The sequence below is a fragment of the Amazonocrinis nigriterrae CENA67 genome (assembly GCF_016056305.1).
GTDB classification, from domain to species: Bacteria; Cyanobacteriota; Cyanobacteriia; order Cyanobacteriales; family Nostocaceae; genus Amazonocrinis; species Amazonocrinis nigriterrae.
In genome coordinates this window covers 25,492-49,336 of the sequence record NZ_JAECZC010000015.1, presented here as the reverse complement: position 1 = coordinate 49,336, position 23,845 = coordinate 25,492, and the positions used below count along the sequence as shown (strand labels likewise).

General features: G+C 41.9%; 26 protein-coding genes and 1 pseudogene. 9 read left to right on the top strand and 18 right to left on the bottom strand.

Annotated elements, in window-relative coordinates; translation table 11 throughout:
• Positions 1–74: 74 nt before the first annotated feature.
• The 10 genes and pseudogenes from I8748_RS10970 to I8748_RS35025 all read right to left on the bottom strand — a co-directional run.
• Entirely contained in the window at positions 75–878 is an 804-nt protein-coding gene (locus tag I8748_RS10970; protein ID WP_198124613.1) for a HesA/MoeB/ThiF family protein, read from the bottom strand.
• Positions 879–888: 10 nt separating this feature from the next.
• Positions 889–1,206: a nitrogenase-stabilizing/protective protein NifW gene (gene nifW / locus I8748_RS10965; RefSeq protein WP_198124612.1), complete on the bottom strand. Its 318-nt coding sequence runs from the start codon at positions 1,204–1,206 to the stop codon at positions 889–891.
• A 119-nt stretch (positions 1,207–1,325) separates the two neighbouring features.
• On the bottom strand, positions 1,326–1,544 hold the full coding sequence (locus tag I8748_RS10960) for a CCE_0567 family metalloprotein (RefSeq protein ID WP_198124611.1): 219 nt from the start codon (positions 1,542–1,544) through the stop codon (positions 1,326–1,328).
• A 372-nt stretch (positions 1,545–1,916) separates the two neighbouring features.
• Positions 1,917–2,393 carry a NifX-associated nitrogen fixation protein gene (locus I8748_RS10955; protein ID WP_198124610.1) on the bottom strand — a complete coding sequence of 159 codons (477 nt, stop codon included), beginning with the start codon at positions 2,391–2,393 and terminating at the stop codon, positions 1,917–1,919.
• The gene (gene nifX / locus I8748_RS10950) at positions 2,390–2,803 is read right to left on the bottom strand and encodes a nitrogen fixation protein NifX (protein ID WP_198124609.1); all 414 of its coding nucleotides are present in this window, start codon (positions 2,801–2,803) and stop codon (positions 2,390–2,392) included. The genes I8748_RS10955 and nifX overlap by 4 nt, the downstream gene beginning before the upstream one ends.
• Positions 2,804–2,854: 51 nt before the next feature.
• Positions 2,855–4,183: a nitrogenase iron-molybdenum cofactor biosynthesis protein NifN gene (gene nifN, locus I8748_RS10945; protein ID WP_198124608.1), complete on the bottom strand. Its 1,329-nt coding sequence runs from the start codon at positions 4,181–4,183 to the stop codon at positions 2,855–2,857.
• Positions 4,184–5,620 carry a nitrogenase iron-molybdenum cofactor biosynthesis protein NifE gene (gene nifE / locus I8748_RS10940; RefSeq protein ID WP_198124607.1) on the bottom strand — a complete coding sequence of 479 codons (1,437 nt, stop codon included), beginning with the start codon at positions 5,618–5,620 and terminating at the stop codon, positions 4,184–4,186. It abuts the gene before it with no gap.
• Positions 5,621–5,838: 218 nt separating this feature from the next.
• Positions 5,839–6,186, bottom strand: a complete 348-nt coding sequence (locus I8748_RS10935) for a Mo-dependent nitrogenase C-terminal domain-containing protein (protein ID WP_198124606.1) — start codon at positions 6,184–6,186, stop codon at positions 5,839–5,841.
• Positions 6,187–6,358: 172 nt separating this feature from the next.
• A complete protein-coding gene (gene nifK / locus I8748_RS10930; RefSeq protein ID WP_198124605.1) occupies positions 6,359–7,894 on the bottom strand; it encodes a nitrogenase molybdenum-iron protein subunit beta in 1,536 nt (511 codons plus the stop codon).
• Between the two features lie 197 nt (positions 7,895–8,091).
• Positions 8,092–8,247 (bottom strand): annotated as a pseudogene (locus I8748_RS35025) (nitrogenase molybdenum-iron protein alpha chain); the annotation flags it as partial.
• A gap of 146 nt (positions 8,248–8,393) precedes the next feature.
• Between I8748_RS35025 and I8748_RS10925 the strand changes: the two are divergent.
• From I8748_RS10925 to I8748_RS10915, 3 genes are all read left to right on the top strand, one after another.
• A complete protein-coding gene (locus I8748_RS10925; protein WP_404800298.1) occupies positions 8,394–9,770 on the top strand; it encodes a site-specific integrase in 1,377 nt (458 codons plus the stop codon).
• 66 nt (positions 9,771–9,836) lie between these two features.
• Positions 9,837–10,100, top strand: a complete 264-nt coding sequence (locus tag I8748_RS10920; RefSeq protein WP_198124603.1) for a hypothetical protein — start codon at positions 9,837–9,839, stop codon at positions 10,098–10,100.
• A gap of 91 nt (positions 10,101–10,191) precedes the next feature.
• A complete protein-coding gene (locus tag I8748_RS10915; RefSeq protein WP_198124602.1) occupies positions 10,192–10,617 on the top strand; it encodes a hypothetical protein in 426 nt (141 codons plus the stop codon).
• A gap of 124 nt (positions 10,618–10,741) precedes the next feature.
• On the opposite strand, the gene I8748_RS10910 is transcribed toward I8748_RS10915, so the two are convergent.
• Positions 10,742–10,885: a hypothetical protein gene (locus I8748_RS10910; protein ID WP_214662510.1), complete on the bottom strand. Its 144-nt coding sequence runs from the start codon at positions 10,883–10,885 to the stop codon at positions 10,742–10,744.
• Between the two features lie 207 nt (positions 10,886–11,092).
• Here I8748_RS10910 and I8748_RS10905 point away from each other — a divergent pair, with 207 nt between their 5' ends.
• Positions 11,093–12,859, top strand: a complete 1,767-nt coding sequence (locus I8748_RS10905) for an ATP-dependent nuclease (RefSeq protein WP_198124601.1) — start codon at positions 11,093–11,095, stop codon at positions 12,857–12,859.
• A 104-nt stretch (positions 12,860–12,963) separates the two neighbouring features.
• A complete protein-coding gene (locus I8748_RS10900) occupies positions 12,964–13,299 on the top strand; it encodes a XisI protein (protein WP_198124600.1) in 336 nt (111 codons plus the stop codon).
• 69 nt (positions 13,300–13,368) lie between these two features.
• On the opposite strand, the gene I8748_RS10895 is transcribed toward I8748_RS10900, so the two are convergent.
• Positions 13,369–13,593: a hypothetical protein gene (locus I8748_RS10895; RefSeq protein ID WP_198124599.1), complete on the bottom strand. Its 225-nt coding sequence runs from the start codon at positions 13,591–13,593 to the stop codon at positions 13,369–13,371.
• Positions 13,594–13,766: 173 nt separating this feature from the next.
• Here I8748_RS10895 and I8748_RS10890 point away from each other — a divergent pair, with 173 nt between their 5' ends.
• The 3 genes from I8748_RS10890 to I8748_RS10880 all read left to right on the top strand — a co-directional run bounded on the left by I8748_RS10890 (position 13,767) and on the right by I8748_RS10880 (position 15,818).
• On the top strand, positions 13,767–14,135 hold the full coding sequence (locus I8748_RS10890) for a hypothetical protein (protein ID WP_198124598.1): 369 nt from the start codon (positions 13,767–13,769) through the stop codon (positions 14,133–14,135).
• A 313-nt stretch (positions 14,136–14,448) separates the two neighbouring features.
• Entirely contained in the window at positions 14,449–14,826 is a 378-nt protein-coding gene (locus I8748_RS10885; RefSeq protein WP_198124597.1) for a group I truncated hemoglobin, read from the top strand.
• Between the two features lie 194 nt (positions 14,827–15,020).
• On the top strand, positions 15,021–15,818 hold the full coding sequence (locus tag I8748_RS10880; RefSeq protein WP_198124596.1) for a dienelactone hydrolase family protein: 798 nt from the start codon (positions 15,021–15,023) through the stop codon (positions 15,816–15,818).
• Positions 15,819–15,903: 85 nt separating this feature from the next.
• Here the strand turns inward: I8748_RS10880 and I8748_RS10875 are convergent, their stop codons facing one another.
• Positions 15,904–16,455, bottom strand: coding sequence for an REP-associated tyrosine transposase (locus tag I8748_RS10875; RefSeq protein ID WP_198124648.1), 552 nt, complete (start codon positions 16,453–16,455; stop codon positions 15,904–15,906).
• A 193-nt stretch (positions 16,456–16,648) separates the two neighbouring features.
• Here I8748_RS10875 and I8748_RS35020 point away from each other — a divergent pair, with 193 nt between their 5' ends.
• Positions 16,649–17,398: an HNH endonuclease gene (locus tag I8748_RS35020; RefSeq protein WP_225896378.1), complete on the top strand. Its 750-nt coding sequence runs from the start codon at positions 16,649–16,651 to the stop codon at positions 17,396–17,398.
• Between the two features lie 382 nt (positions 17,399–17,780).
• Here I8748_RS35020 and nifD read toward each other — a convergent pair whose 3' ends face one another.
• From nifD to nifS, 5 genes are all read right to left on the bottom strand, one after another.
• Positions 17,781–19,196: a nitrogenase molybdenum-iron protein alpha chain gene (gene nifD, locus I8748_RS10865; protein WP_198124595.1), complete on the bottom strand. Its 1,416-nt coding sequence runs from the start codon at positions 19,194–19,196 to the stop codon at positions 17,781–17,783.
• A gap of 173 nt (positions 19,197–19,369) precedes the next feature.
• Positions 19,370–20,263, bottom strand: a complete 894-nt coding sequence (gene nifH / locus I8748_RS10860; protein ID WP_198124594.1) for a nitrogenase iron protein — start codon at positions 20,261–20,263, stop codon at positions 19,370–19,372.
• Positions 20,264–20,815: 552 nt separating this feature from the next.
• Complete coding sequence (locus I8748_RS10855; RefSeq protein ID WP_096557504.1) at positions 20,816–21,175, bottom strand: group I truncated hemoglobin; 360 nt, start codon at positions 21,173–21,175, stop codon at positions 20,816–20,818.
• 192 nt (positions 21,176–21,367) lie between these two features.
• Positions 21,368–22,276, bottom strand: a complete 909-nt coding sequence (nifU, locus tag I8748_RS10850) for a Fe-S cluster assembly protein NifU (protein WP_198124593.1) — start codon at positions 22,274–22,276, stop codon at positions 21,368–21,370.
• Positions 22,277–22,389: 113 nt separating this feature from the next.
• Positions 22,390–23,595, bottom strand: coding sequence for a cysteine desulfurase NifS (gene nifS, locus I8748_RS10845; RefSeq protein ID WP_198124592.1), 1,206 nt, complete (start codon positions 23,593–23,595; stop codon positions 22,390–22,392).
• Positions 23,596–23,845 lie beyond the last annotated feature (250 nt).

The following is a 23,845-nucleotide window of genomic DNA, read 5'->3' as shown; positions in this document are numbered from 1 at the left end:
TTGTTAGTTGTTAGTTGTCAGTTGTTAAATAACTAATAACCATTGACTACTGACTACTGACCACTGACCACTGACTAATGTGTGCAATTGCTACTGGTGGGTTCCATCGAATTGGATTGCGCGTATCTCCAGGGTGCAGTGTTACCACAGACTGGACAAGAGCGATCGCGCCCAGATCGGCGTTTAGCAAATTCCATTCGGTTAAAATCAATTGTCAGCAATTGTGACAACAGAGGTTGACTAAACCCAGTGATCAACTTCACCGCTTCCAGCGCTGTCAGACAAGCCAAAGTTCCCGAAACAGCGCCCAGAACCGAAAAGCCGCGCCGATCCCACTCAGGCTTCTCAGGAAACAGACAGGATAAACAAGGAGTCACACCAGGAATAATCGTTGTCAAATACGCCTCCATCCCATCCATTGCGGCTTCCACCATTGGTTTGCGCCAACGCACACAAGCTGCATTTAACAAATCGCGTTCCGTGAAATTGTGCGCGCAGTCCAGCGCCATATCAGCAGATTGCACCAAAGAGTCTACATTTTCCGGGGTGATATACTCATGAACTGCTTCTATCTGGATGTCGGGATTGATCGCCTCCAGAGTTTCCTTTGCTTTGAAAACCCTTGGTTTACCTACCCAATCATCCGTCATCAGAACTTGACGATTCATATCATCCAGTCGCAAGTCACCACCTCGGACAAGGATTAGCCGCCCAACACCCGCTACTGCTAAGTAAAGTGCCGCCGTACCGCCTAATCCCCCCACACCCGTAACCAGAACCGTCGCTGACTTGAGGCGCTTCTGAGCTACTTCGCCAAAATTCGGGAGCATCATTTGGCGACTATAGCGTTCTAACTCTGTAGGCGTTAGGTTTATCACTTTGTAACTCCTAATCAGAAGTGATTTCTGTCAGCGTGACTACATTCTTAGGCTTCTCGTTAAATACCTTGAACAGCTTTTGTTCTTGGGGTGTTGATTCCAGAAAAACCTCATAAGCTTTTTGTAAAGCTAAAGAATATTGATTGAGCTTTTCTTCTGCACTCAGATCAGGAGAATTATCATCAATTTCCCGAATATATTGGGAAAACTTCTTCAAAATATGAAGACGATTTACATTCACAAATTTTTCGTCGTAGGGCAGATTAAAAAACTGCAAAAATTCTTCTGTATCTACGAGCTTTTTGAATTCTTCAATAGTCCCAGCCATAGAATTTTGGATTTTAGATTTTGGATTTGGGATTGACCCCACAAATTGATTCGGGGGCTTGGGGATTTTGGATTTTAGATTTTGGATTTGGGATTGATCCTAAATATCTGGGGGGTTGATCATTTAGCATTCTCCAATTTCTTCAGCTGTTGCTTAAGTTCATCTAACTCACGATAGATTTCATAAGTTGCAGCCGCCACATCCATAAGGTTTTTGTAATCAGTTGGCAGACCTTCCGCTAAATCATGCAGATCCATCTTCATCTGACCCGCTTTACTATTAAGCTTTCTAATCTGCCCTTTCAGTTCCTCAATATTTGTTTCTCCTGCCTGCACCATCAACTTCTCCTCATTAAGTGCTGAGTGCTAAGTGCTGAGTGCTGAGTTATAAGTGATAACTTATGAGTGCTGAATTTTGAATTATCTACATTAGACCTCTTGCAAAAGTCATTCTTAGCGTTCTTTTCTTTGCGTCTTTGCGACGGCAGTCGCTTCAAGTCGGGAAACCCGCCCAACGCGCTGCCTCGCCTTTGCGTGAGACAAAAAAAGATTTATGCAAGAAGTCTATTAATTATGAGTTGTGAGTTATGTAATTGTTAATTCATAACTTCTAACTCATAACTTCTTACTATTCACTCAGCACTCAGCAACGCCACATGCTTCAAGTCGGCAAAGCCGCCCAACGCAGTGGCTCCTCAGCACTCAGCACTTCTAAAGTTTGCCAACTTCGGGGAAGCGTTTCGCTAAATCAATTCCTTTTTGGACAAACTTATCTCCTTCTTCAGCTAGTTTCTCTAGAGAATCAAAACCAAAGCGATGGGCATCTCGCAAGGTTTTTACAGCTAGCAAAAGCCGACCAGAAAAAACTAATGCCCAGCCGAATCCTTCATGACTCAAGTCAATTACCACTTGAGATATCAAACCTGTTTCTTTTTCAATTCCGGCGGCGATAGCGCGGAAAAATGCCATAATTCGCGCCTGTGTCACCGGGTCAACCTCACCCTCAACAGAAATTTCACGTTTTTTCTGTTTAGTGACAACAAAGGGTTTGAGAATTAATTCATCCGACCAATTGCGGTAAACTCCATAATTATCTTGTCCTCGGATTTGGAAAACTAACGACTTCAAAAAAGGAGATTCTGCAACTACAGTTGTCGCGGTTCCATTAACGCTATTATTTTCACTCATACCGTTGCTTCATTTTCTACTTCATCTGCAAAGTTTGAGGTTTTTTGCTGTAAAGCTTTACGCAGCCAAGGCGGAGGATTGCCTTTAAGGGTTTGCACTAATTTAGTGAGTACTTCATTAATTTCTTCTTCTTCTGATCGCGCCTTAACTGGAGTCACACCTTTCTTGATTAATTTAGCAGCAGCAGTACCACCAATTGCCGTTACATAAACAATGGTACAATCGCTTAGAGCTTCAAGTTTGGGTGTGATTTTATCCTCATTACCATCTTCTTTGAGTTCGCCAGAAAATGAGAGAGTTTCTAGAAATTGATATCCCTCATTGGAGATTTCATAAACATCAATTTCTCTTGCCCATCCGAAGTGAGCATTGATATGAACGTGGTCACTTGTCGTAAAGGCAATTTTCATTGTTAGTTGTCAGTTGTTAGTTGTCAGTTGTTAGTTGTCAGTTGTCAGCGGTCAGTTGTCTTTTACCAATGACAAAGGACTAAGGACTAATGACTCTTCTTGCTCTAAAAAGAGGTTACCAATACCAAATAAAAGCTCCATTGTGCCGCGATAGCCAACTTTGGTAAATTGCCCATTACCCAAACGGTCATAAATGGGAATGCCGAGACGGTACAAAGGAATTGACAGACGTTTAGCGATCGCGTTTACATTAGAATTACCAATCAGCAGATCAGAACCCACTGCTAATTGTTCAAAGTCTTCTAAATCACCGATGGTCACGCTCTTAATCGGTAATTGTTCCAACAGTGGCGATTTTGTGGTTGTCACGGCTGCATGAATTTGGCTTCCCATCGATTGCAGGAAATTCACCGTTGACCATAACAAGTCAGGTTCCAGCGCTAAGGAAACTCTCTTCGCACCGAAGTAGAAGTGAGTATCCAGCATGGCATCTTGCAGTTGGCGACGTTGGCGGCGGTATTTTTCTGGTACACTATTGCTACTCAAAATCGCCAATGCCTGCAAAAATTCATCCACTGGTTCCAAGCCAGTTAATTCGCCAAACACCTCGTAAGGAATGCCAAACCGTTCTTCGAGAATTTTGGCAGCACCGCGCATACTTTCACCCAAGGCGATAGTGAAGGCAGAACTACCGACTTCTTGTAACTGTTTGACAGTGGTGCCGCTGGCTGTGATAGCGTTATAGCCATCTTCTAAATGTCCATCCAGGGAAGCGCCAAGGTTAGGTACAAAGATGGGTACTAAACCAAAAGCCGTCACCATCTCTTTGATTTCCTGCACATCCCCAGGCGTGAAAGCAGAACCCGCCAAAATCGTTACTTGCTCAGTTCTGATTCCGCCTGCTTTCGGAACTTCCCTAACTATACTTTCCACAGCAGCAGCAAAACCATCTTGCAACGCACCCTTAAAATCAGGTGTGGGAGCAAAGACAATAGGCAGGTGATCTAGTTCGCGGTGACGTTTGCGGATATCTTTGATAAACCGCTCAATATCATCGCCTCTAGTTTCTGTCAATCCTGTGCTGCACAAACCGATAATTTCGGGATTTACCTTTTCTACCAAAGTGAGAATTGCTTGCTCTAAATTTTCTTCACCACCCAAAATGGTAGTCACTTCCGTCATGGCTGTAGTGGCTAGGGGAATAGCTTCCCGAAAATGCCGTACAAGCACAACTTTAGCGAAGGCGGTACAACCTTGGGAACCGTGGAATAAAGGAATCATTCCTTTCAATCCCAAGAATGCTAAGGATGCGCCCAAAGCTTGGCTTTGCTTGAGGGGATTAACTGCAACTGATTTATTGGGAACGGTAACGATCGCCATTTAAATTATCTCCTCCATCGAGGCAAACAGAGAATGATCGGTATCCCTACCTTCCAAGATGCCTTCATCTTCATCCCAAGGCGCCGGCTTACGTATTTGTTGCCAAATGGGGCTATAAAGGGCTTCGTACAGTTCTCTAGCCATTTCAATCATCCCCACATAACCTGCGTAAGGATGGTGGCGTTCTTGGTTAATATCTAAGAAAGGAATCCGCGCTTTTAGGGCTGTGTATTGGTTACGACCACCAGCAATCAGCATATCTGCTTTGGTGTCTTTAACCAGTTGTAACAGTTCCTTAGCGTTGCCCTTTTCCAGCATGATGCCATCATTGCCGATTAACTTCTTAATCTTGGCTTTGTCTTCCTCAGTACTTTTTCTCGTACTAGTAGCAACAACTTCGATACCCAAGTCCTTAGCAGCCGAGATAATCGACCAACTCTTAACACCACCAGTATAAAGAACAACTCGCTTACCTTTGAGACGAGCGCGATAGGGAGCCAACGCCAAATCTAAAGCAGCAGTTTCTTCAGCAATCAGCTTTTCTGTCCGTTCTTGTAAATCAGGATCACCCAACTTCGCAGCAATGTTCCGCAAACAGCGGTTCATATCATCAATGCCGTAGAAAGATTCTTCAATATAAGGAATGCCGTAGCGTTCCTCCATCTTTCTCGCCATATTCAGCAGCGCCCGCGAGCAAATCATCACATTGAGTTTGGCGCGGTGGGCATAGCGAATTTCTTCATAGCGAGCATCGCCTGTGATTTTGGATAATACCCGAATACCTAACTTTTCTAACAGTGGTGTGACTCCCCACATCTCCCCGGCGATATTGTACTCACCGATTAAGTTAATATCATAGGGCGTTGTTTCTTCCGGTTCTGCTGTCCCGACAACATATTCTAATAAAGATTCACCGCCAAAACGGTTGCCGAGATTTTTACTGCCAATAAATCCTGGGGAGATAACAGGGATGACCGGAGTACCAGTTTTTTCAGCAGCAACTTTGCAGACTGCATCGATATCATCGCCAATCAAAGCAGTCACACAGGTAGCGTAGACAAATACCGCCGCTGGCTTGTAGCGTTCTTGTACTTCTAGAATTGCCTTATAAAGCTTTTTCTCACCACCGAAAATGACATCATTTTCAGTCATATCGGTAGTAAAACCCATCTTGTATAATTGGGGGCCAGAGGAGAGACTACCACGACTACCCCAAGAATTGCCAGCACAAGCGATCGGCCCGTGGACTAAATGAGCCGCATCGGCGATCGGTACTAGAGCAATCATTGCACCATCAAAAGCGCAGCCACCTTGAGCCGCCCCTGGTTGTGCTTGTTGCGTACAAGACTTGTTTTTCTTTTCTCCCTGCTTATGCTGATTATGTTCGCATCCCGGCTCACTGAGCAACTCGTTGATTTTGCCTTGGGTGATTTTCATCTCTCTTCTCTTGCTGGATGGCATTAATTGTTCTTTGTTAGTTGTGAGGCAGTGCGTTGGGCGGGTTCCCCGACTTGAAGCAACTGCCGAACCCGTAAGGGTCAGTTGTCAGTCGTTAGTTGTTAATTGTTTTTTTTGCACATTGTTAGTTTTCACTACTGACCACTCACTATTGACTGTTGACCACTAACAACTGACCACTGACCACTGACAAATAACTAACAAATATATTTCGTGACATCTTCACCACACACATCAGTGAGGTAAGATAAAGCACGAAAACGCATTCCTACAAATTCGTCATATAACGGATTCAGTTTGCATAAAGGTGGAATATGCAAAGTCCGCCCAAATAAATTAATAGTTCGCTCAAAAGGACAGCAACAAGGAATTACTTGACAAATCAAATGAGCGAGTCGATAATTTTTAATCTCAAATCCATCTACGACATTACGTAAGGGATTGAGGATATTGTTAAACCATCCAGATTTTTTATAGTTAGGTGGATGGAAATTAACATGACTATGAGTATGAGTATGAGCGTGAGTTTGATTGATAGTTTCCATAAATAGATACCTCAAGGTAAATGCAAGGAAGAAAAGGTAAGGTGGGGATTGGGAAGGGTAACGGGTAAGGGGCAAAGGGGAAAGGGATTCCTTTCCCCTTTCACCTTTTCCCTTTCCCCTTTTTAATCCCCTTACTTACCGTTGTTTAGCACGCTGCGGGTGAATGCAATTTCTAACGAATCAAGTCGTAGGAAATATCTGTCTTAGAAGGAATGTTGGTGTTGCGATCGATTTCTTCAAAGATTGTGTTAACAATCCAGTTGAGTAAGTTGATCACGCCTTGGTAACCGATGGTGCTATAGCGGTGGTAGTGGTGACGATCCATGATGGGATAACCGATTCTCACGAGGGGAATCTTGGTATCGCGCCACAGGTACTTACCGTAGGAATTACCAATTAACAAGTCTACGGGTTCGGTGAACAACAATGAACGCATATGCCATAGGTCTTTACCACCCCAGATGGTTGCACTCTTGCCAAAAGGACTAGAATTTAACAACTCTTTGAGTTCTTTTTCAAATTCTTCGTTAGAGTTGTGAACTAGGATATGTACAGGTTCAGCACCTAATTCCAGCATGAAGCCGACTACACTGTACACTAAGTCTGGTTCGCCGTAGATAGCGAAGCGCTTGCCGTGAACCCAAGCATGGGAGTCAGTCATCGCGTCAACTGCACGACCGCGTTCGATTTCCAATTCTTCAGGAATTGGCTTACCAGACAGTTCGCTGAGTTTCATCAAGAACTCATCAGTAGCCTTGATACCCCAAGGACGAGCAACTGCAACTTCTTGCTTCCATTCTTTGGCGATGTACTCGCGGGTTTTGACTGTGGAGTGTGATTGTAGAAAGACTGTAGCTTTAGCATTAATGGAATCAGCTGCATCTTCCAGCTTGGTTCCACCTGGGTACATATCGAACTCACCTGTGTTGGGTGAATCCAAGTAGTCGCTGTTGTCAGCCAAAATGGTGTAGTCAAAGCCGAACAAAGAAGCAATCCGCTTGATTTCGCGGTTGTTACCTACATAGGTGTCAAAACCTGGTACAAAGTTGATTTTGCCGTTGCTGGTTGCTTTCTTCTTACCTGCGGTTAGGTTAGAAAGAATACCCTTCATCATGTTGTCATAGCCAGTGATGTGGGAACCAACAAAGCTAGGAGTATGAGCAAAAGGTACTGGGAAATCTTGAGGAACTGAACCAGCTTGCTTAGCGTTGTTGATGAAGGCTTGCAAGTCATCACCAATTACCTCTGCCATACAGGTGGTGCAGACAGCAATCATCTTGGGCTTGTACAGTTGGTAGGAGTTTGCCAAACCGTCAATCATGTTTTGCAGACCACCGAACACCGCTGCGTCTTCAGTCATGGAAGAAGACACACCAGAGAATGGTTCTTTGTAGTGGCGGGTTAAGTGGGTACGGAAGTAAGCCACGCAACCTTGAGAACCTTGTACAAAGGGTAAAGTGCCTTCAAAACCCACAGCAGCGAAGATTGCACCTAAAGGTTGGCAACCTTTAGCAGGGTTAACGGTCAACGCTTCACGAGCGAAGTTCTTTTCACGATAATCCCAGCTCTTAGTCCATTCTGCAACCCGTTTTACTTCTTCGGGGTCGTGACCGTTTTCAAACTGCTTTTTGTTCTCGAATAATTGTTGATATTCCGGCTGGTGGAATAACTCTACGTGGTCTTGAATCTTGTCTGGATTCTGAGGCATTTCTGGATCTCCAAGCTTACTGAAGTCGTTACTAATCGAAGAATTGGGGGATGGTAAGTGGAGGGTAGGGAGTAGGAATGTACTTCAAAACTCAAAATGCAAAATCAAAACTAAATCTTGAATTTTGAATTTTAAATTTTGAATTCCCGCCTCCTCCTGGGGCTAAAACCCCAGGCTATCCCTACTTTCCCGTTTTTCTAGACGGAAGCTTTAGCTTTAGCTTTAGCTTCTTTCTTGCTCCAGGGAGCGCCAATTAATCCCCAAGTTGGGCTGTTGAGTGCTAAATCCATGTCACGAGCAAAGATGGCGAAGCCGTCATAACCGTGATAAGGGCCGGAGTAATCCTTTTGATGCTTTGATTTTTCTAAACAGCTGAATGTTTGCAGTAAGCAGTGTTAATCCTAAACATTGTTCATCGATAGCACATTTATTTTGAGGCTAAATCTAGGCTAAATACACAGCAAAATAATTCGTAATTGATAATTCGTAATTCGTAATTATGGCTCTTAATTACGAATTACGAATTAGTAACTATTTAGGCTCAAGTCTGCAATCACTCCAGCAAAGAGAGGATATGAAAACAAAGGTACCCCTGGAATTAGAAAAGGTAAATCTGCGTTTGAAGTCTGCAAAGACAAAAGTTACAATTAGAGAATCGAATGGAAGTCTGCAATTACGTGCTACCTTACCAATTAAACCAGGAGACAAGGACAAAAACGGAACTGGGAGAAAGCAATACAATCTCAGTTTAAATATTCCCGCTAACTTAGATGGATTAAAAACTGCTGAAGAAGAAGCTTATGAATTAGGTAAATTAATTGCTCGTAAAACCTTTGAGTGGAATGATAAATATTTAGGCAATGAAACAATTAAAAAAAGCTTTAAAACTATAGGTGAATTACTGGAAAAATTTGAAGATGAGTATTTCAAAACTCATCAACGCACCACAAAAAGTGAACATACCTTTTTTTATTATTTTTCCAGAACCAAGCGTTTTACTAATCCTCAAGAGTTAGCGAGTTCTGAAAACTTAATAAATTCAATTGAAAAAATTGATAAGGAATGGTCTAGATATAATGCAGCCAGAGCGATCGCTGCATTTTGCCAGGCATTCAATATTGAAGTTGATTTATCTCTATATTCCAAAATGCCTGAGAATAATACTCGGAATATCCCAACCGATGTAGAAATATTTGCAGGATTTAGCAGGTTTGAAAATTACCAGATTAACAGAGGTAATCAAGTCAATGAAAATGTTAGAGATAGCTGGCAGCTTTGGCGATGGGCCTATAGCATGTTAGCAGTTTTTGGTTTACGCCCACGAGAATTATTTATTAATCCTGATGTTGAATGGTGGTTGAGTAAAGAGAATATAGATTTAACATGGAAAGTTCATAAAGATTGTAAAACTGGGGAAAGGCAAGCATTACCGTTATATAAACAATGGATTTTGGAGTTTGATTTAAGAAATCCTAAATATTTAGAGATGTTGGCAACGGCAATTAGTAAAAAAGATAATAGCAATCATGCAGAAATCACAGCTTTGACACAACGCGTTAGTTGGTGGTTTCGTAAAATTGGCTTAGATTTTAAGCCCTATGATTTACGTCACGCTTGGGCAATTCGAGCGCATATTCTGGGAATCCCAATTAAAGCAGCAGCGGATAATTTGGGGCATAGTGTCCAAGTTCACACGCAAACCTATCAGCGTTGGTTTTCGCTTGATATGCGAAAATTGGCGATTAATCAGGCTTTGAGTAAGAAGGATGAAGTTGAACTGATTAGGGAGGAAAATGCTAAGTTGAAAATGGAAAATGAAAGGTTGAAATTGGAGATTGACAAATTGAAGATGGAGTTAGTTTATAAGCATAGTTGAATTTGCTCTGTAATTAGCTAGAATATGATTGTTGTGCTAATTTATTCACTAATTATCAATGAAAAAATGACACTAGAAACCCTTAATCAAATACTTAAACAACTAGAGACACTAGACATAAAAGAACTTCAGCAACTTAATCAGACAATTCAAAGGTATCTTGCTGATAAAGAAGAAAGTGCCAAACAAGCATCATTTCACCAATCTTTAATCGATTCTGGCTTAGTGAAGCAGATTAAGCATCATGCTTATGAACCAATCAACGAGCGACGACTAATTCATGTTGAAGGAAAACCTGTTTCTGAAACTATTATTGAGGAACGCCGTTAGATGGCAATCTACTTTATAGACAGTAGCGCATTGGTCAAGCGTTATATCAGTGAAATTGGTTCAACGCACCCTACTTCTGGAATCTACTACTATGGAAGAAAACATTCCAAAATATAGGTTGTGTACTGTAAGCTCAGTTAATATGACTGAAGCTTTAGATTACTTTGCAGATTTCATTCAAGAAAAAACCTCTTATAAAGATAAAGAAGCATATCTGTGTATTGAAGGATCTTTATTAATATTCCATTGTTCTGGAATAAAAAACTTAGTCTTCCTTGAAATACATTGCAGTGTGATTGCAAAACCAGGGGAAGGTAGAATTGATTTTGTAGCGATCGCAAAATTCATTAATTTTTGTAATAGACAAAAAACAAATATAAAAATACTGAGAAATAACTCCGTCGTTCCTTCTTCCATTGGTGCGATAATGTCAGACTTCTATGGCTCCTTGCCATATAAAAAAGCAACGCATTATGCTAATTATCGATACCGTGTAAGTAAGTTAAAGCATGAGTAAAACACTGATTTATACAAAATCCAATCATTTGTCTTATGAAGCGCGATCGCATTCCCAATGTAGGGTGCGTTGTCGCAAAGCGCAACGCACCACTGTTTCAAACGTCCTAAATATTTGACAAAAGTTAAACTTTACCATTGCCACCCCAATCTAACGGGTAAATCTTTTGCTGAATAAAACGATGAATACTGAAAAAAATCCATTTCTGGGGTAATTGCTGCAATTGGGCATGGTTTTGAAAAATCCTGTTTGTTTTTAAGACAGCCATGATTGATGCAGTGCTTTGTGGCGCAACACACCTACTAGCTAGTTTACTGTAGTAAAAAATGCTAATCATTTATGATATGCTAAGATTTTTGCTAATTTTTAATGAAAATATGGCAATTTAATTCCTAAACCAAATTTTAAACCAGTAGAGGCACTGGACAAAAAAGAGCTTGAACAATTTAATCAGAGAATTCAAAGGTATCTGTTAATGTATATCTACAAACTGACCCGGATCGTATTCAACAATGGAGAAGAAGTTAAACCAGGAAACCTTACCGTTATCATTGGGCCGAACAATGCTGGAAAAAGCCGTATTTTAAAGGACATTGCTCAGAAAACCACAATAAGTACACCTCTACCTAATGTTGTTGTTAACGATGTTGACTGGACAACCCCACAGAATCTACAAGAGCTACGCGAAGCCTATAGTTTAGAACGCCACCAAGACGAATATAATAACTGGGTGTTTCGTACACTAGCTCCTGAGCTTTCCCGGGAACGCCAAGCCATTGCAAACTTCTGGACTGAAGAAGATGAGGTAATTTATCATTTTTTATCTAAGAAATCTTTGTTTGCCGAGCATTTTGGTCTTGCTATGGTTGCATTCATCACCACAGAACACCGTCTTAAATTGGTGAAAGAGGCTGCTAGTGCAGAGCATGAAAGACAAGAAGCCAATCTGCTGCAAACTATGTATAATGCAGGAACTTCTCTAGAGAATGAAATACAAAAGTTAGTTAAGCGTGCCTTTGGCAAAGAAATTAAGCTGGATTTCACTGTACCTCAAAGATTACTTTTTCGAGTTGGAGATGATTTTAGTTTAATTCCTTCAGATCCAAGAGATGCTAGACAGCCGATGCAGCAGTATGACAAATTGGATGATCAAGGGGATGGAATCAGAAGTTTTGTGGGAATTACCACTGCATTGCTGGCGACTAAACGAAATGTATTTCTAATCGATGAACCAGAGGCTTTTCTTCATCCGCCTCAAGCTTTTCGGATAGGTGAGTTTATTGCACAACAAGCAAACAGCGAACGCCAGATAATTTTAGCCACGCACAGCGCTGACTTACTGCGCGGTCTTTTAAGCAAGACAACTGATCTCACTATTATTCGGATTGACCGTAGAGATAAAATAAATTATTTCAATACACTTGACCCAAATCGCTTACAAGAATTAGTAAACGATCCTCTATTGAGTTCATCTCGTGTTCTCGACGGACTCTTTTACTCCGGCGTAGTTGTAGTAGAAGCAGATAGTGATGGGCGGTTTTACCAAACTGCCTCTAACAAGCGGAAAAATGACATCGATTTATATTTCGTTAATGCAGATAATAAGCAAACTGTTCCACGGATTACCACATTGTATCGGAATATGGGAGTACGCTGTGTAGGAATTGTTGATTTTGATGTGTTGAATGACTCGGCAGAATTTAAAAAGCAGCTAGAAGCTTTAGACTTTAGTGAAGAAAGCATCACTCCAATGCTGACTATTCGTGAAGAAATTGCAAAAGCAGCTAAAGAACTTCCTTGTGATGAGAGATTAGAGAAAGTTAAAGAGCAAATGAAAACACTATTAGCCTCTCTTAATGAGATACAAGGTAAAGCTTTTGGTTCTGATGGCGAAGCTAAATTTGAAAAAGAGAAATTACTGAGCCAAATTGAACGTCGAGCTAGAGAAATTGCAGCCTCGACCAAAAACTGGAACGATTTCAAGGAGAAAGGGCGGGCAGCCTTGCCAGCAGAATTACAATTTAGTTTTGACGAATTATGGAAAACCTGTTCGGAAAAAGGGCTATTTATCAATCCATGTGGTGAGTTAGAGTCAATGCTCACACATGCAGGGCTTGCTTACACAACAGATAAACGGGTATGGATTACAAAAGCGTTGTCAATGCTTCCCAGGCTCGAAGTTAATGACAATGAATATCCCTGGAAATTTATCAAAGAGATTCAAGATTATCTAATGGGTTAGCGAAACTAATAGTATCCTTTTAGCCGAGACTTTGCCCGAACTTTAGTACAAGAATATCAAGTTAAGTTGATAGTTTACGATCCAAAGGTTGAGGTGATTGTGCAATGGCAAAACTAGACCAATACCGTGAATATATTCAAAACTTACTAACCAAGTATGGCAGTTATAAACCTTCAGAGGAAGATGTCGAAATTCAATTGATATTCGATACGGTGCGAGATCATTACCAGATTCTAGAAATTGGTTGGGATGGATATGACCAAATTTATAATTGTGTGATGCATCTCGATATTAAAGCTGAAAAAATATGGATTCAGCGTAATATGACGGATATCCAAATAGCTGAAGAGTTGACTGAGATGAGAGTACCAAAACAGGATATTGTTTTGGGATTACAGCCATCTAACCTGCGTCAATACACGCAATATGGCGTAGCGTGAAATATTCTACTAATGATGGGAAAGCTTTTGTCGTGTTTAGTGGTGCGTTGCGCTGCGCGACAACGCACCCTACTGTTTTTTGACTCGTAAACTAATTTCTGCGACTCGTAAACTAACTTTTGCGACTCGTAAACTAACTTTTGCGACTCGTAAACCAATTTTTGCGACTCGTAAACTAATTTTTGTGACTCGTAAACTAATTTTTGCGACTCGTAAACCAATTTTTGCGACTCGTAAACTAATTTTTGTGATTCGTAAACCAATTTTTGCGACTCGTAAACTAATTTTTGTCAACAAATTTCAGCAAATATACCCGTATTCATCCTATTTTCCTAATGCTTTATAGGTTCTGTAGCTTTACTCAGGCTGGTGCATTGGCTGACTGCGTATTCTGATGATATCTAACGAACTCAGTGTGAAATACTCTTAGAGTTCTTTATTTTAATGAATCCAAAAAGGAACAGTTTATGGCGCAACGGAAACGAAATTCCACAGCACTCACCAAAGCTGAACGACGAATTGAAGGAATACAGACAATTAACTCTGATTTAGACTTTGGTAATGGCTTTTCAATCGCTAGTTACAACACTAAGATTGTTGAGTTACGAGAGAAGCTAGCCGTCTATAATCAAGCACGAACAATAGTAGAGAAGACACAGAATGCATTAGTCGATGCAGAACGTACAATAAATAGCTATTCTGAACAGATGTTGTTATGTGTTGCATCTCGCTATGGCAAAAATAGTGATGAGTATGAAATGGCTGGTGGAACGCGTAAGTCCGGTCGAAAGAAAGCACGTTCTGTGGTAAACCAAAAATTGAAGGTTGCGGAGTGATTTTCTAAATAAGTTGACTGATGACAGATGACTGTTGACTGTCAGTGATCAACAATTTCCATTAAACAAGCAGCGATCGCACGCTGTTATTTTTTTGCCAAAATTGAAAGTGCGATCGCAACTTTTCTGTAGCCTGTGTAAACTTTGCTTGTAAAAGTCATATCTCTCAAATATTCCCAATATTTCCTGCAAGCTAAACTTCACGGCTGCTAACACAAATTTACAAGTAAATATGCTGGTAAATAAATTTGGAATTTTACTGTAGTTTGTGTAAAAACTAAGTCATCCTATACTACTGCTGCCAGGAGGCTTTATGGCTGACGAATCAACTACATTGTATGCAAGACTTGGAGGTTATGATGCGATCGCAGCCGTGGCTGATAATCTTCTCCCCCGTCTTGCGTCTGACCCACAATTAGGTCGTTTCTGGCAACATAGAGGAAATGATGGTCTGCGTCGAGAGAGACAGCTGTTAATTGATTTTCTCTGTGCAAAATCTGGCGGTTCTCTTTATTACACTGGTCGAGATATGTTCACTTCCCACCAAGGAATGCGAATCAGTACAACTGATTGGGATGCATTCATCGGTCATCTCAACGCAACCCTTGAGGCGTTCCAGGTTCCAGAACAAGAGAAACAAGAAGTTCTTGCCTTTATTAACAGTACAAAGGCAGATATCGTTGAAGTATAGTTTTGCTGAGGGCGATCGCATTATTTATGTAGTATGCATGATAGCCTACGTGATTAATGCGATCGCTTGACTTTTAATACATTTATTGCATGGATAAACGAATCAATGAATTTGCTTAACTTTATTTGATATCACCCATATGTGCCGAAAAAAGTCAAAATAGACGAGTTGGTATAAACTCGCTCAAAACAAAGATGGCACAAACAACAAACATCGAAATTAAGACTACAAAAGTCAAAATACCTAACAACGGCTTAGAAATTGATGCTTACTTAGCTCAACCAGCTAACCCAGGAAAGTTTGGCGCTATTATAGTTTTTCAAGAAATTTTTGGTGTTAACAGTAATATTAGAGATATCACCGAATTAATAGCTAAACAAGGATATGTAGCAATAGCACCTGCTATGTATCAACGTATTGCACCCGGTTTTGCGGCTGACTTTAGCGAAGAACATATTGGGTTTAGTCCAGAAGCATTGCAGCTTGGATTACAATATTATCAACAAGTAAAATATCAAGAAATAATCAGCGATATTCAAGCTGCGATCGCCTACTTAAAAACTTTACTCAATGTCAAAGAAGATGCCATTGGTGCTATTGGTTTTTGTTTTGGTGGTCATGTTGCTTACATAGCTGCAACGTTAAGCAATATCAAAGCCACAGCTTCATTTTACGGTGGTGGAATTACCACTTCTAGTTATGGAGAAGAAACACCGACCGTTAATCGTACAGATGAAATTAAAGGTACTATTTACACGTTTTTTGGTACAAAAGATACATTGATTTCTCAAGAGGAAACTGAGCAAATAGAAGCAGAACTCAAGAAACATCAAATCAAGCATCGTGTATTTAGATACGATGCAGGACACGGTTTCTTTGCAGGATTCTTTGTAGACAAATACCCATTCATGGTACAGCACCCAGGTTACAACCCAGAAGCCGCTCCTGATGCTTGGCAACATGTTCTAGAATTGTTTCAAAACAACTTGTAATATTTTTGCTTGGGGCGATCGCATCTTCTCATCACGCAATCATCATAGTAGGGTGCGTTGTCGCGAAGCGCAACGCACCGCCATCTCAAACATCCCAAACATCAGAAACAATTTGAACCTTACCACTGTAACCCCAATCTAACGGATAAACATTCTGCTCCATAAAACGATGCAAACTTGAAAATGCCCATTGTTGAGGAAATTCACAAAGTTTATGCCGTACAGGATTATAGTGAATGTAGTCACAATGATTCGCAAAATCTACTTCATCTCTAATTAAATGCTCCCAAAAGCGGCGTTGCCATAAATTACCTTCTTTTCGCTTTTCTCGTGAACGGGAGATTTCGACATCAAGCCCTAGCTGATTGCCATAGTATTTAGTCACAAAGCGTTTGATCAAAAGCATTCGTATTGATAGATTATTATCTCCCGCAGGCAGAGTCCATAAAGCATGAAAGTGATCAGGCAAAAGAACAAATGCATCAATGGAAAAAGGGTAATTTTTTCGCACATGTCCAAGCGCAGCACGAACAGCAGTACGTCCGATATCAGAGCAAAGCCAGGGTTGTCGTTGGTAGGTAACTTGAGTGATGAAATAAGTAGCACCAGAAATATTGAGTCTGCGGTAGTTGGACATGGACATGAGGAGATGACATTTGTTTTTAGGATGCCCATAATTGATGTGGTGCGTCGCGCTGCGCGACAACGCACCTTACTGGCTCAAGCTCAAATATCTTGAGCGTGCAGATTTGAAAGGACATAATTATTGGGCGTTGCTGAATATTTTTTAGGCATTTATGCTAAAAAATAAACAGCTACATTATATATTTATGAAAACATTAGAGGAACGCATTGCTGAAGTTTACAACGGTCAGCCTAATCCTGAATCTCCATACTATGCTATTACTATCCTTGCAGATTCAGATGGTAACTTGAAAAGATCATGTTACTCTCACTGGGTTGGATGGGCTGATTTAGATCAGCGTATTGAGCTTCGTGCAGCTTCGCTCATACGAGCAGATATAATGGCAAGTCTGTGGCTACAGATCGGACAAGGCTATATAGTAGTTAATAGCCTTGAGGATATGAGTATCTTTCTATTATGTGGTGGAAACGGACTAGTGGAAAAAAGTGTTGCTGAATCAGCAATACCAGAAATGATTGAACCGTCTCCTGTGGTTCAGTCTAGTGATGGTGGTTTCGTGCATGTTGAGTCTATACCGAAGAGTGCATTTAATCGCGCACCTACACCAAAGTTACGTATGCAAGTTATTCAAAGAGATGGCTCTCGATGCCGAATTTGTGGACGACGGCCTGCTGATTATGTTGATGTAGAATTGCATGTTCACCATATTCGTCCTTGGGGAATGGGAGGATTAACACAGGACGAAAATCTTATTACTCTTTGTCATACTTGTCATAAAGGTTTAGATCCTCACTACAACCCAAGCTTATTCGCCCTTATTTCATCTAGTAAAAGAACATTTAACGCAGAAAATTTTACAAATGATTATTGGGAAGGTGTTCAACAATATCAAGAAATAATCTTAAAAACCTTACCAGAAGATTATTGGAATTAGTAGGGTGTGTTATGTCGTAGGCTAACGCACCTTTAATTGTTGGCGGTGCGTTGCGCTGCGCGACAACGCACCCTACTTGAAATTTCTTAACATAGATTAAAATATTAGTGCTGATTTACTTGAGATGAATATTGTTGCTTTTGCTAATTACACGTTCTATCTCTCATTGTCATAATTTTCAAGTAAAAGCGATCGCTCCCCATTTAATCTAAAAAATCGCCACTAAAAATAGTCTTTTGTTTTACAGCTTTTCTTTGGGCAAAATGCTTTTCAAAACTCAAAACCAGGCAGAATAAGAGTTATATTATCTAAAGCATCAAAACAGATTTTTCCTAGATCACCCTGCAACTTGCATTTAGGCTAAAAATAGAATATTTTTCATTCACCAGCGAAAAAACCTTGCATTACTTGACTTTGAAGAGCGATCGCTAGGTTCGGAGTAATCCCAAGAGTGCATTTGACGGAAAGGAAGACCCATCTTTTGGAAGACATACTTCTCTTTCACACCAGAAGCAATCAAGTCAGGCTTGAGTGCCTTAACAAACTCCTCGAATTCGTAAGCGGTAACGTCGTCGTAAACGATAGTACCATTTTCGATGTAGTGAGTGGTACGTTTGTAGTCGTCGTTATGAGCAAACTCATAACCAGTACCAATCATCTTCATACCCAAATCTTGGAAAGCTGGAACAACGTGACGAGGACGCAGACCACCAACCATCATAGCGACGGTCTTACCTTCCAAACGGGGGCGATACTTAGCAACGATCGCATCCATTGTAGGCTGATACTTAGCAATCAGTTTCTCAGCGTTTTCTTGGATCTTGGAGTCAAACTTAGAAGCAATTTCGCGTAAGGATTCAGCAATCTTGGTGGGGCCGAAGAAGTTGTATTCTAACCAGGGTATACCGTAAGCTTCTTCCATGTGACGGCTGATGTAGTTCATCGAACGGTAGCAGTGAATTAAGTTCATCTTCACGTTCGGTGTCATCAACATTTCGTTGATTGTACCATCACCAGACCACTGAGCAACTACGCGCAAGCCCAGTTCTTCTAACAGAATCCGGCTAGCCCAAGCGTCACCACCGATGTTGTAGTCACCGATGATTGCTACGTCGTAAGGAGTAGACTCGAATTGTAACTTACCTTCTTTCTTTTCTTTGTCGGCTCTGGTGAACACCCAGTCGCGCACCATGTCGTTAGCGATGTGGTGACCCAAGGACTGAGAAACACCACGGAAACCTTCGCAACGTACAGGTACAACAGGCTTACCAATTTGTTTCGATGTGTTCCGAGCAACAGCTTCGATGTCATCCCCAATTAGACCGATGGGACATTCAGATTGAATAGATACACCACGGTTAAGGGGGAAGAGTACTTCCAATTCTTGGATTAGCTTGGTGAGTTTCTTGTCACCACCAAAAACGATGTCCCGTTCTTGGAAGTCAGAGGTGAAGTGCATTGTACCGAAGGTATCAACACCTGTGGTACCAATGTAGTAGTTACGACGACCAGACCAAGACCAGTAACCGCAACCTACAGGGCCGTGGCTGATGTGGATCATGTCCTTAATTGGGCCCCAAACCACACCTTTGGAACCTGCATAAGCACAACCACGAGCGGTCATTACACCAGGAAGAGATTTAATATTCGACTTAACGCCGCAATCACTCTTACCTTCTTCGTATACGTTTAGGTGCTTTTCCCGTTTTTTAGCAGCTTTTTCGGGATAAGCGCTTAAAACTTCCTTAATTAGTTCTTTTCTTTCTTCGATGATGTTCTGGTTTTCTGGAGGAGTCATTTTTGCCTCTCTAGCTCCTAAGGAACGGGGTAGGGAAGGGGAGGGCTAAGTGATAGCCCATCATCCCCTTTGGGGTTGGGGACTCGTAGTCCCCGTTGGGGATACAGGTAGTCGGTAGAAAGAAGGTAAAAGGTATATGCAATTGTTTCCTTTTCCTTTTCCTACATTAAAGCTTACTTAACAGGTGCTTCAGCAGCAGTTTTACCGATGATGTCTGCGTGCTTGGTATCGTCATCAAGGATACCGAATTCAACCAACAACGCTTCTAGCTCGTCCATTTCGATTGGTGTGGGGATTGTGAGCTTGTCGTTGTTGATGATCTTCTTAGCTAGTGCGCGGTATTCGTTACCTTGATCGCTATCAGGTGCGTACTCGTTAACAGTCATCCGGCGCAATTCAGCGTGTTGAACGATGTTGTCGCGGGGTACGAAGTGAATCATTTGGGTGTTCAAACGTTCAGCCAAAGTTTCGATCAATTCGATTTCCCGGTCAACTTTACGGCTGTTACAAATCAAACCACCTAAACGTACACCACCGGAGTGAGCATACTTAAGAATACCACGAGCGATGTTGTTAGCAGCGTACATCGCCATCATTTCACCAGAGGTAACGATGTAGATTTCTTGTGCTTTACCTTCACGGATAGGCATAGCGAAACCACCGCACACAACGTCACCCAATACGTCGTAAGATACGAAGTCTAAGTCTTGGTAAGCACCAGCTTCTTCCAAGAAGTTGATGGCGGTGATAATACCACGACCGGCGCAACCTACACCAGGTTCTGGGCCACCAGACTCCACGCACTTCACACCACGGAAACCGGTTAACATTACTTCTTCGAGTTCCAAGTCTTCTACTGCACCGCGTTCAGCAGCAAGATGAAGAACTGTGGTTTGAGCTTTGGAGTGCAGCATCAAACGGGTGGAGTCAGCTTTGGGGTCGCAACCCACAATCATGATGCGCTGACCCATTTCTGCCATAGCTGCCAGGGTGTTTTGGGAGGTGGTAGATTTACCGATACCACCTTTACCGTAGAAAGCTATCTGTCTAATGTTTTCGTCAGTCATGGTTCTTGTTTTCCTGCAATTGGTTGGTTGGTTGGTTTGGTGGGTCTGTTCGTCTCTCACGCCTGTTGAGCTACAGCAGTGAGCGCATGTAGAACGTCGCTGGTGGCGATCGCTCCACAACAAATTCGGTGAGCATTTGTGTCATAATTATTCGGAGATAAATTTTTATTTAACCTTTGTCATTTGTTTGATACACCACAAATGACAAAGGAATTACACACTTTACAAATACGCCATAATTTCGGGAAGCTGGAAACAAGAAGGCAGGACTTGATACCAATTCGTAATTCGTAATTCGTGAGGAAGTCGGAGTCTTGGCGGTTCCCGTCGAGTCCGAACTTCCGAACCCGAAGGGTAATTCGTAATTAAGAAAGCCACATTTAACTTTCTGCAAATTGGTACTGTCTACAATCAATGCTTAAGTCCTGAACTGTTCCATGTAGCAGATAAACTCGTGGGGGTTGTCATTAGTCACTGGTCAAAAGTATTCACAAAGGACAAAGGACTAATGACGCTTTTTACGAAAATGCAAGATGTAGGCGCGTTACCTAATTACTTGTTGACAATAGCGCCTTTCACATTGGAGACGCGAGCTATTGCAGCGTTGATATCATCAGCTGCTACTCCATTTGTAGCCATTGCGTCACTCAGGTGTTTTGTAACTGCCTCGAAGTGTTGGGGCTGTACGCTCATACCTGCGTGGGTTTTGTCCATTGGACGACCTGCGTATTCCTTTGGCCCTTCTAGCAACTGAGTTAAGAAAGCGATAAAATGACCGCGTTGCTTTGCCAAATCTGTCTTAGCGAAAAATGGACTAACGCTACCGTCTGCTAAGATGCGTTTGTGCAAATCCTCAACTACTTTCTCAACAGTTGCCTTTCCGCCAATTTTGTCGTATAGTGTTGCGCTCATATCCTGATTCCTTTGAAGCGAGTTGGATGAAATTCGCGCTTAGGCGTTGTGTACTTTCGCCTATGTGCTTTAGCTGTTCGTTGTCAGTAGGAATTAAGCATTGATGAGAAGACATTGTATCGGTCAAATCCTACTTTCTGTTTCTGGCTGTTGCACATTAAGGTGTATTTGTGCTGTGAGTAAAACTTTGCGCTATGGCTCAACCGCTTCGACAATCAAGTTCTTACTGACGCGATCCTGTAATCTGGCTTCGATCGCAATCTTCAAAGTTGCAGTGCTGCTGGAGCAAGAACCGCAAGCACCTTGAAGTAACACTTTCACGCGATCGCCATCTACATCATACAGTTCCACGTCTCCCCCGTCGGCAATCAGCACGGGTCGAACTTCTTCATCGAGTACTTTTTGAATTAGAGCAATTCTTTGGACGTTGGTCAGCGGTCTTTGCTTAGAATTAGCTATATCTGTAGCAACTTTTACGTTATAATCTTTGTTTAGAGCAGGTGCAGTTGCTTGTTCCCTTACAGATTTAATAATATCATCAATGTTTGCCAGACAGGAACCGCATCCGCCGCCAGCTTTCACATAATTTGTTACCTGTTCAGCATCAGTGAGGTTATTTTCGATAATCACGCGCCGAATCTTCGACTCGCTAATGCCAAAGCAACTGCAAACTAATGCACCTTCATCATCGTCATCATGGGCGGCGAGGGGAATGCCTCGATAATTATAGATAGCGGCTTCTAGCGCTTCTTGCCCCATGACTGAGCAATGCATCTTCGCTTCTGGCAAACCGCCGAGATAGTTAGCAATGTCTTTATTGGAGACTTTCAAAGCTTCATCTAGAGTTAAACCTTTGATCATTTCAGTCAAGGCACTAGAAGAAGCGATCGCACTAGTGCAACCAAAGGTTTGAAAACGAGCATCTAGAATTTTATCAGATGCGACTTCCACTTTCAAGTGCAATCTCAGAGCATCACCGCAAGCAATGCTACCTACTTCTCCCATGGCAATTTTTACCCCAGATTCGTTGGTTTCTTCGATAGCTCCCTGATTCTTTGGCTCGTAAAACAGTTCTAATACTTTATCTGTGTAGTCCCACATGAATTTTGTCCGTTGTCAGTTGTTAGTTGTTAGTTGTCAGTTGTTAGTTGTCAGTTGTCAGTTGTCAGTTGTCGCAAACTAATGACTAATGACAAATGACCACTGACCAATGACTAATGACTATTGACTAATGACTGTTCTTGCAGCCAACCTGCATCATCATTTTGAAAGGGTGAAAGAGCGCGTAAACGTTCTACAATACCGGGCATTACTTCTATAACTTGGTCGATTTCGGCTTCTGTGGTGTAGCGACAAAGGCTGAAGCGAATGGAACCGTGTAAAGTGGTGTATGGTAAACCCATTGCCCGCAATACGTGGGAAGGTTCCAGTGAACCAGATGTACAAGCAGAACCAGACGATGCACAGATACCGTGTTTATTTAAGGAAAGCAGAATCGCTTCACCTTCGATATACTTGAAGCCGATGTTGGTGGTGTTGGGCAATCTCTGCGTCGGATCGCCGTTAACTTCACAATTGGGGATAGTTGCAAGTAAAGTTTGTTCGAGGCGATCGCGCAATTTTCTTTCTCTCTTGGTCGCCTCTTCCAAGTGTAGCAGTTCTAATTCTGCTGCTTTGCCTAAACCGATAATTCCGGGTACATTTTCCGTTCCCGCACGACGACCGCGTTCTTGGTGTCCGCCAATTAAGAAGGGACGGAACCTCACACCGCGTCGCACGTATAAAGCCCCAATACCTTTGGGTGCGTGAATTTTGTGACCAGACATAGTTAACATGTCTATGGTGCTGGTCTTCATATTCAAGGGAATTTTACCCACTGCTTGCACTGCATCTACATGGAACAAAGCACCATGTTCTTTAACTCGTAACCCAATTTGTTCAATGGGGAAAACTGTGCCTGTTTCGTTGTTGGCGTACATAATTGTCACCAACGCGGTGTTTCCTGTAAGCGAGGCTTCTAATTCATTTAAATCTAATTGCCCCTGACGATTCACCGAAAGATAAGTAACATTATATCCTTGGGTTTCCAACTGTTTGCAGACATTCAGCACCGCAGGATGTTCTACTTGGGTGGTGATGATATGTCGCTTATCTGGTTGCGCTAACAATGCGGCGCGAATTGCGGCGTTATCACCTTCAGTTCCACAACTAGTGAAGACAATTTCTGATTCATCAGATCCGAGTAAAGCTGCAACTTGTTCTCTGGCTGTTTTCACACCTTTGGCAAGTTGCCCACCAAAAGTATGCATACTAGAGGGATTGCCGTAATAATCGGTCAAGTAAGGCAACATCGCCTCTAAAACTTGTGGGTCTACCTTCGTAGTAGCATTATTGTCGAGATAGATGCAATTCTTTTGCATAGATTCTAATTTCAATAGTGAAGGATGAAATGTGCAGTGTGAACTGAAGTCTTTGTTTTATAGCAAAGTGCTGAGTGCTGAGTGCTGAGGAGCCACTGCGGTCTTGGGGTCTCACGCCACGTGCTTCAAGTCGGCAAAGCCGCCCAACGCAGTGGCTCCCCAAGTGGAGCATGTGGCGTTGCTGAGTAAAAATCCAGTTAGTTCAAAGCTTTGAGCAATCAGCAGTGTCCTAACACATATAACCACGGCT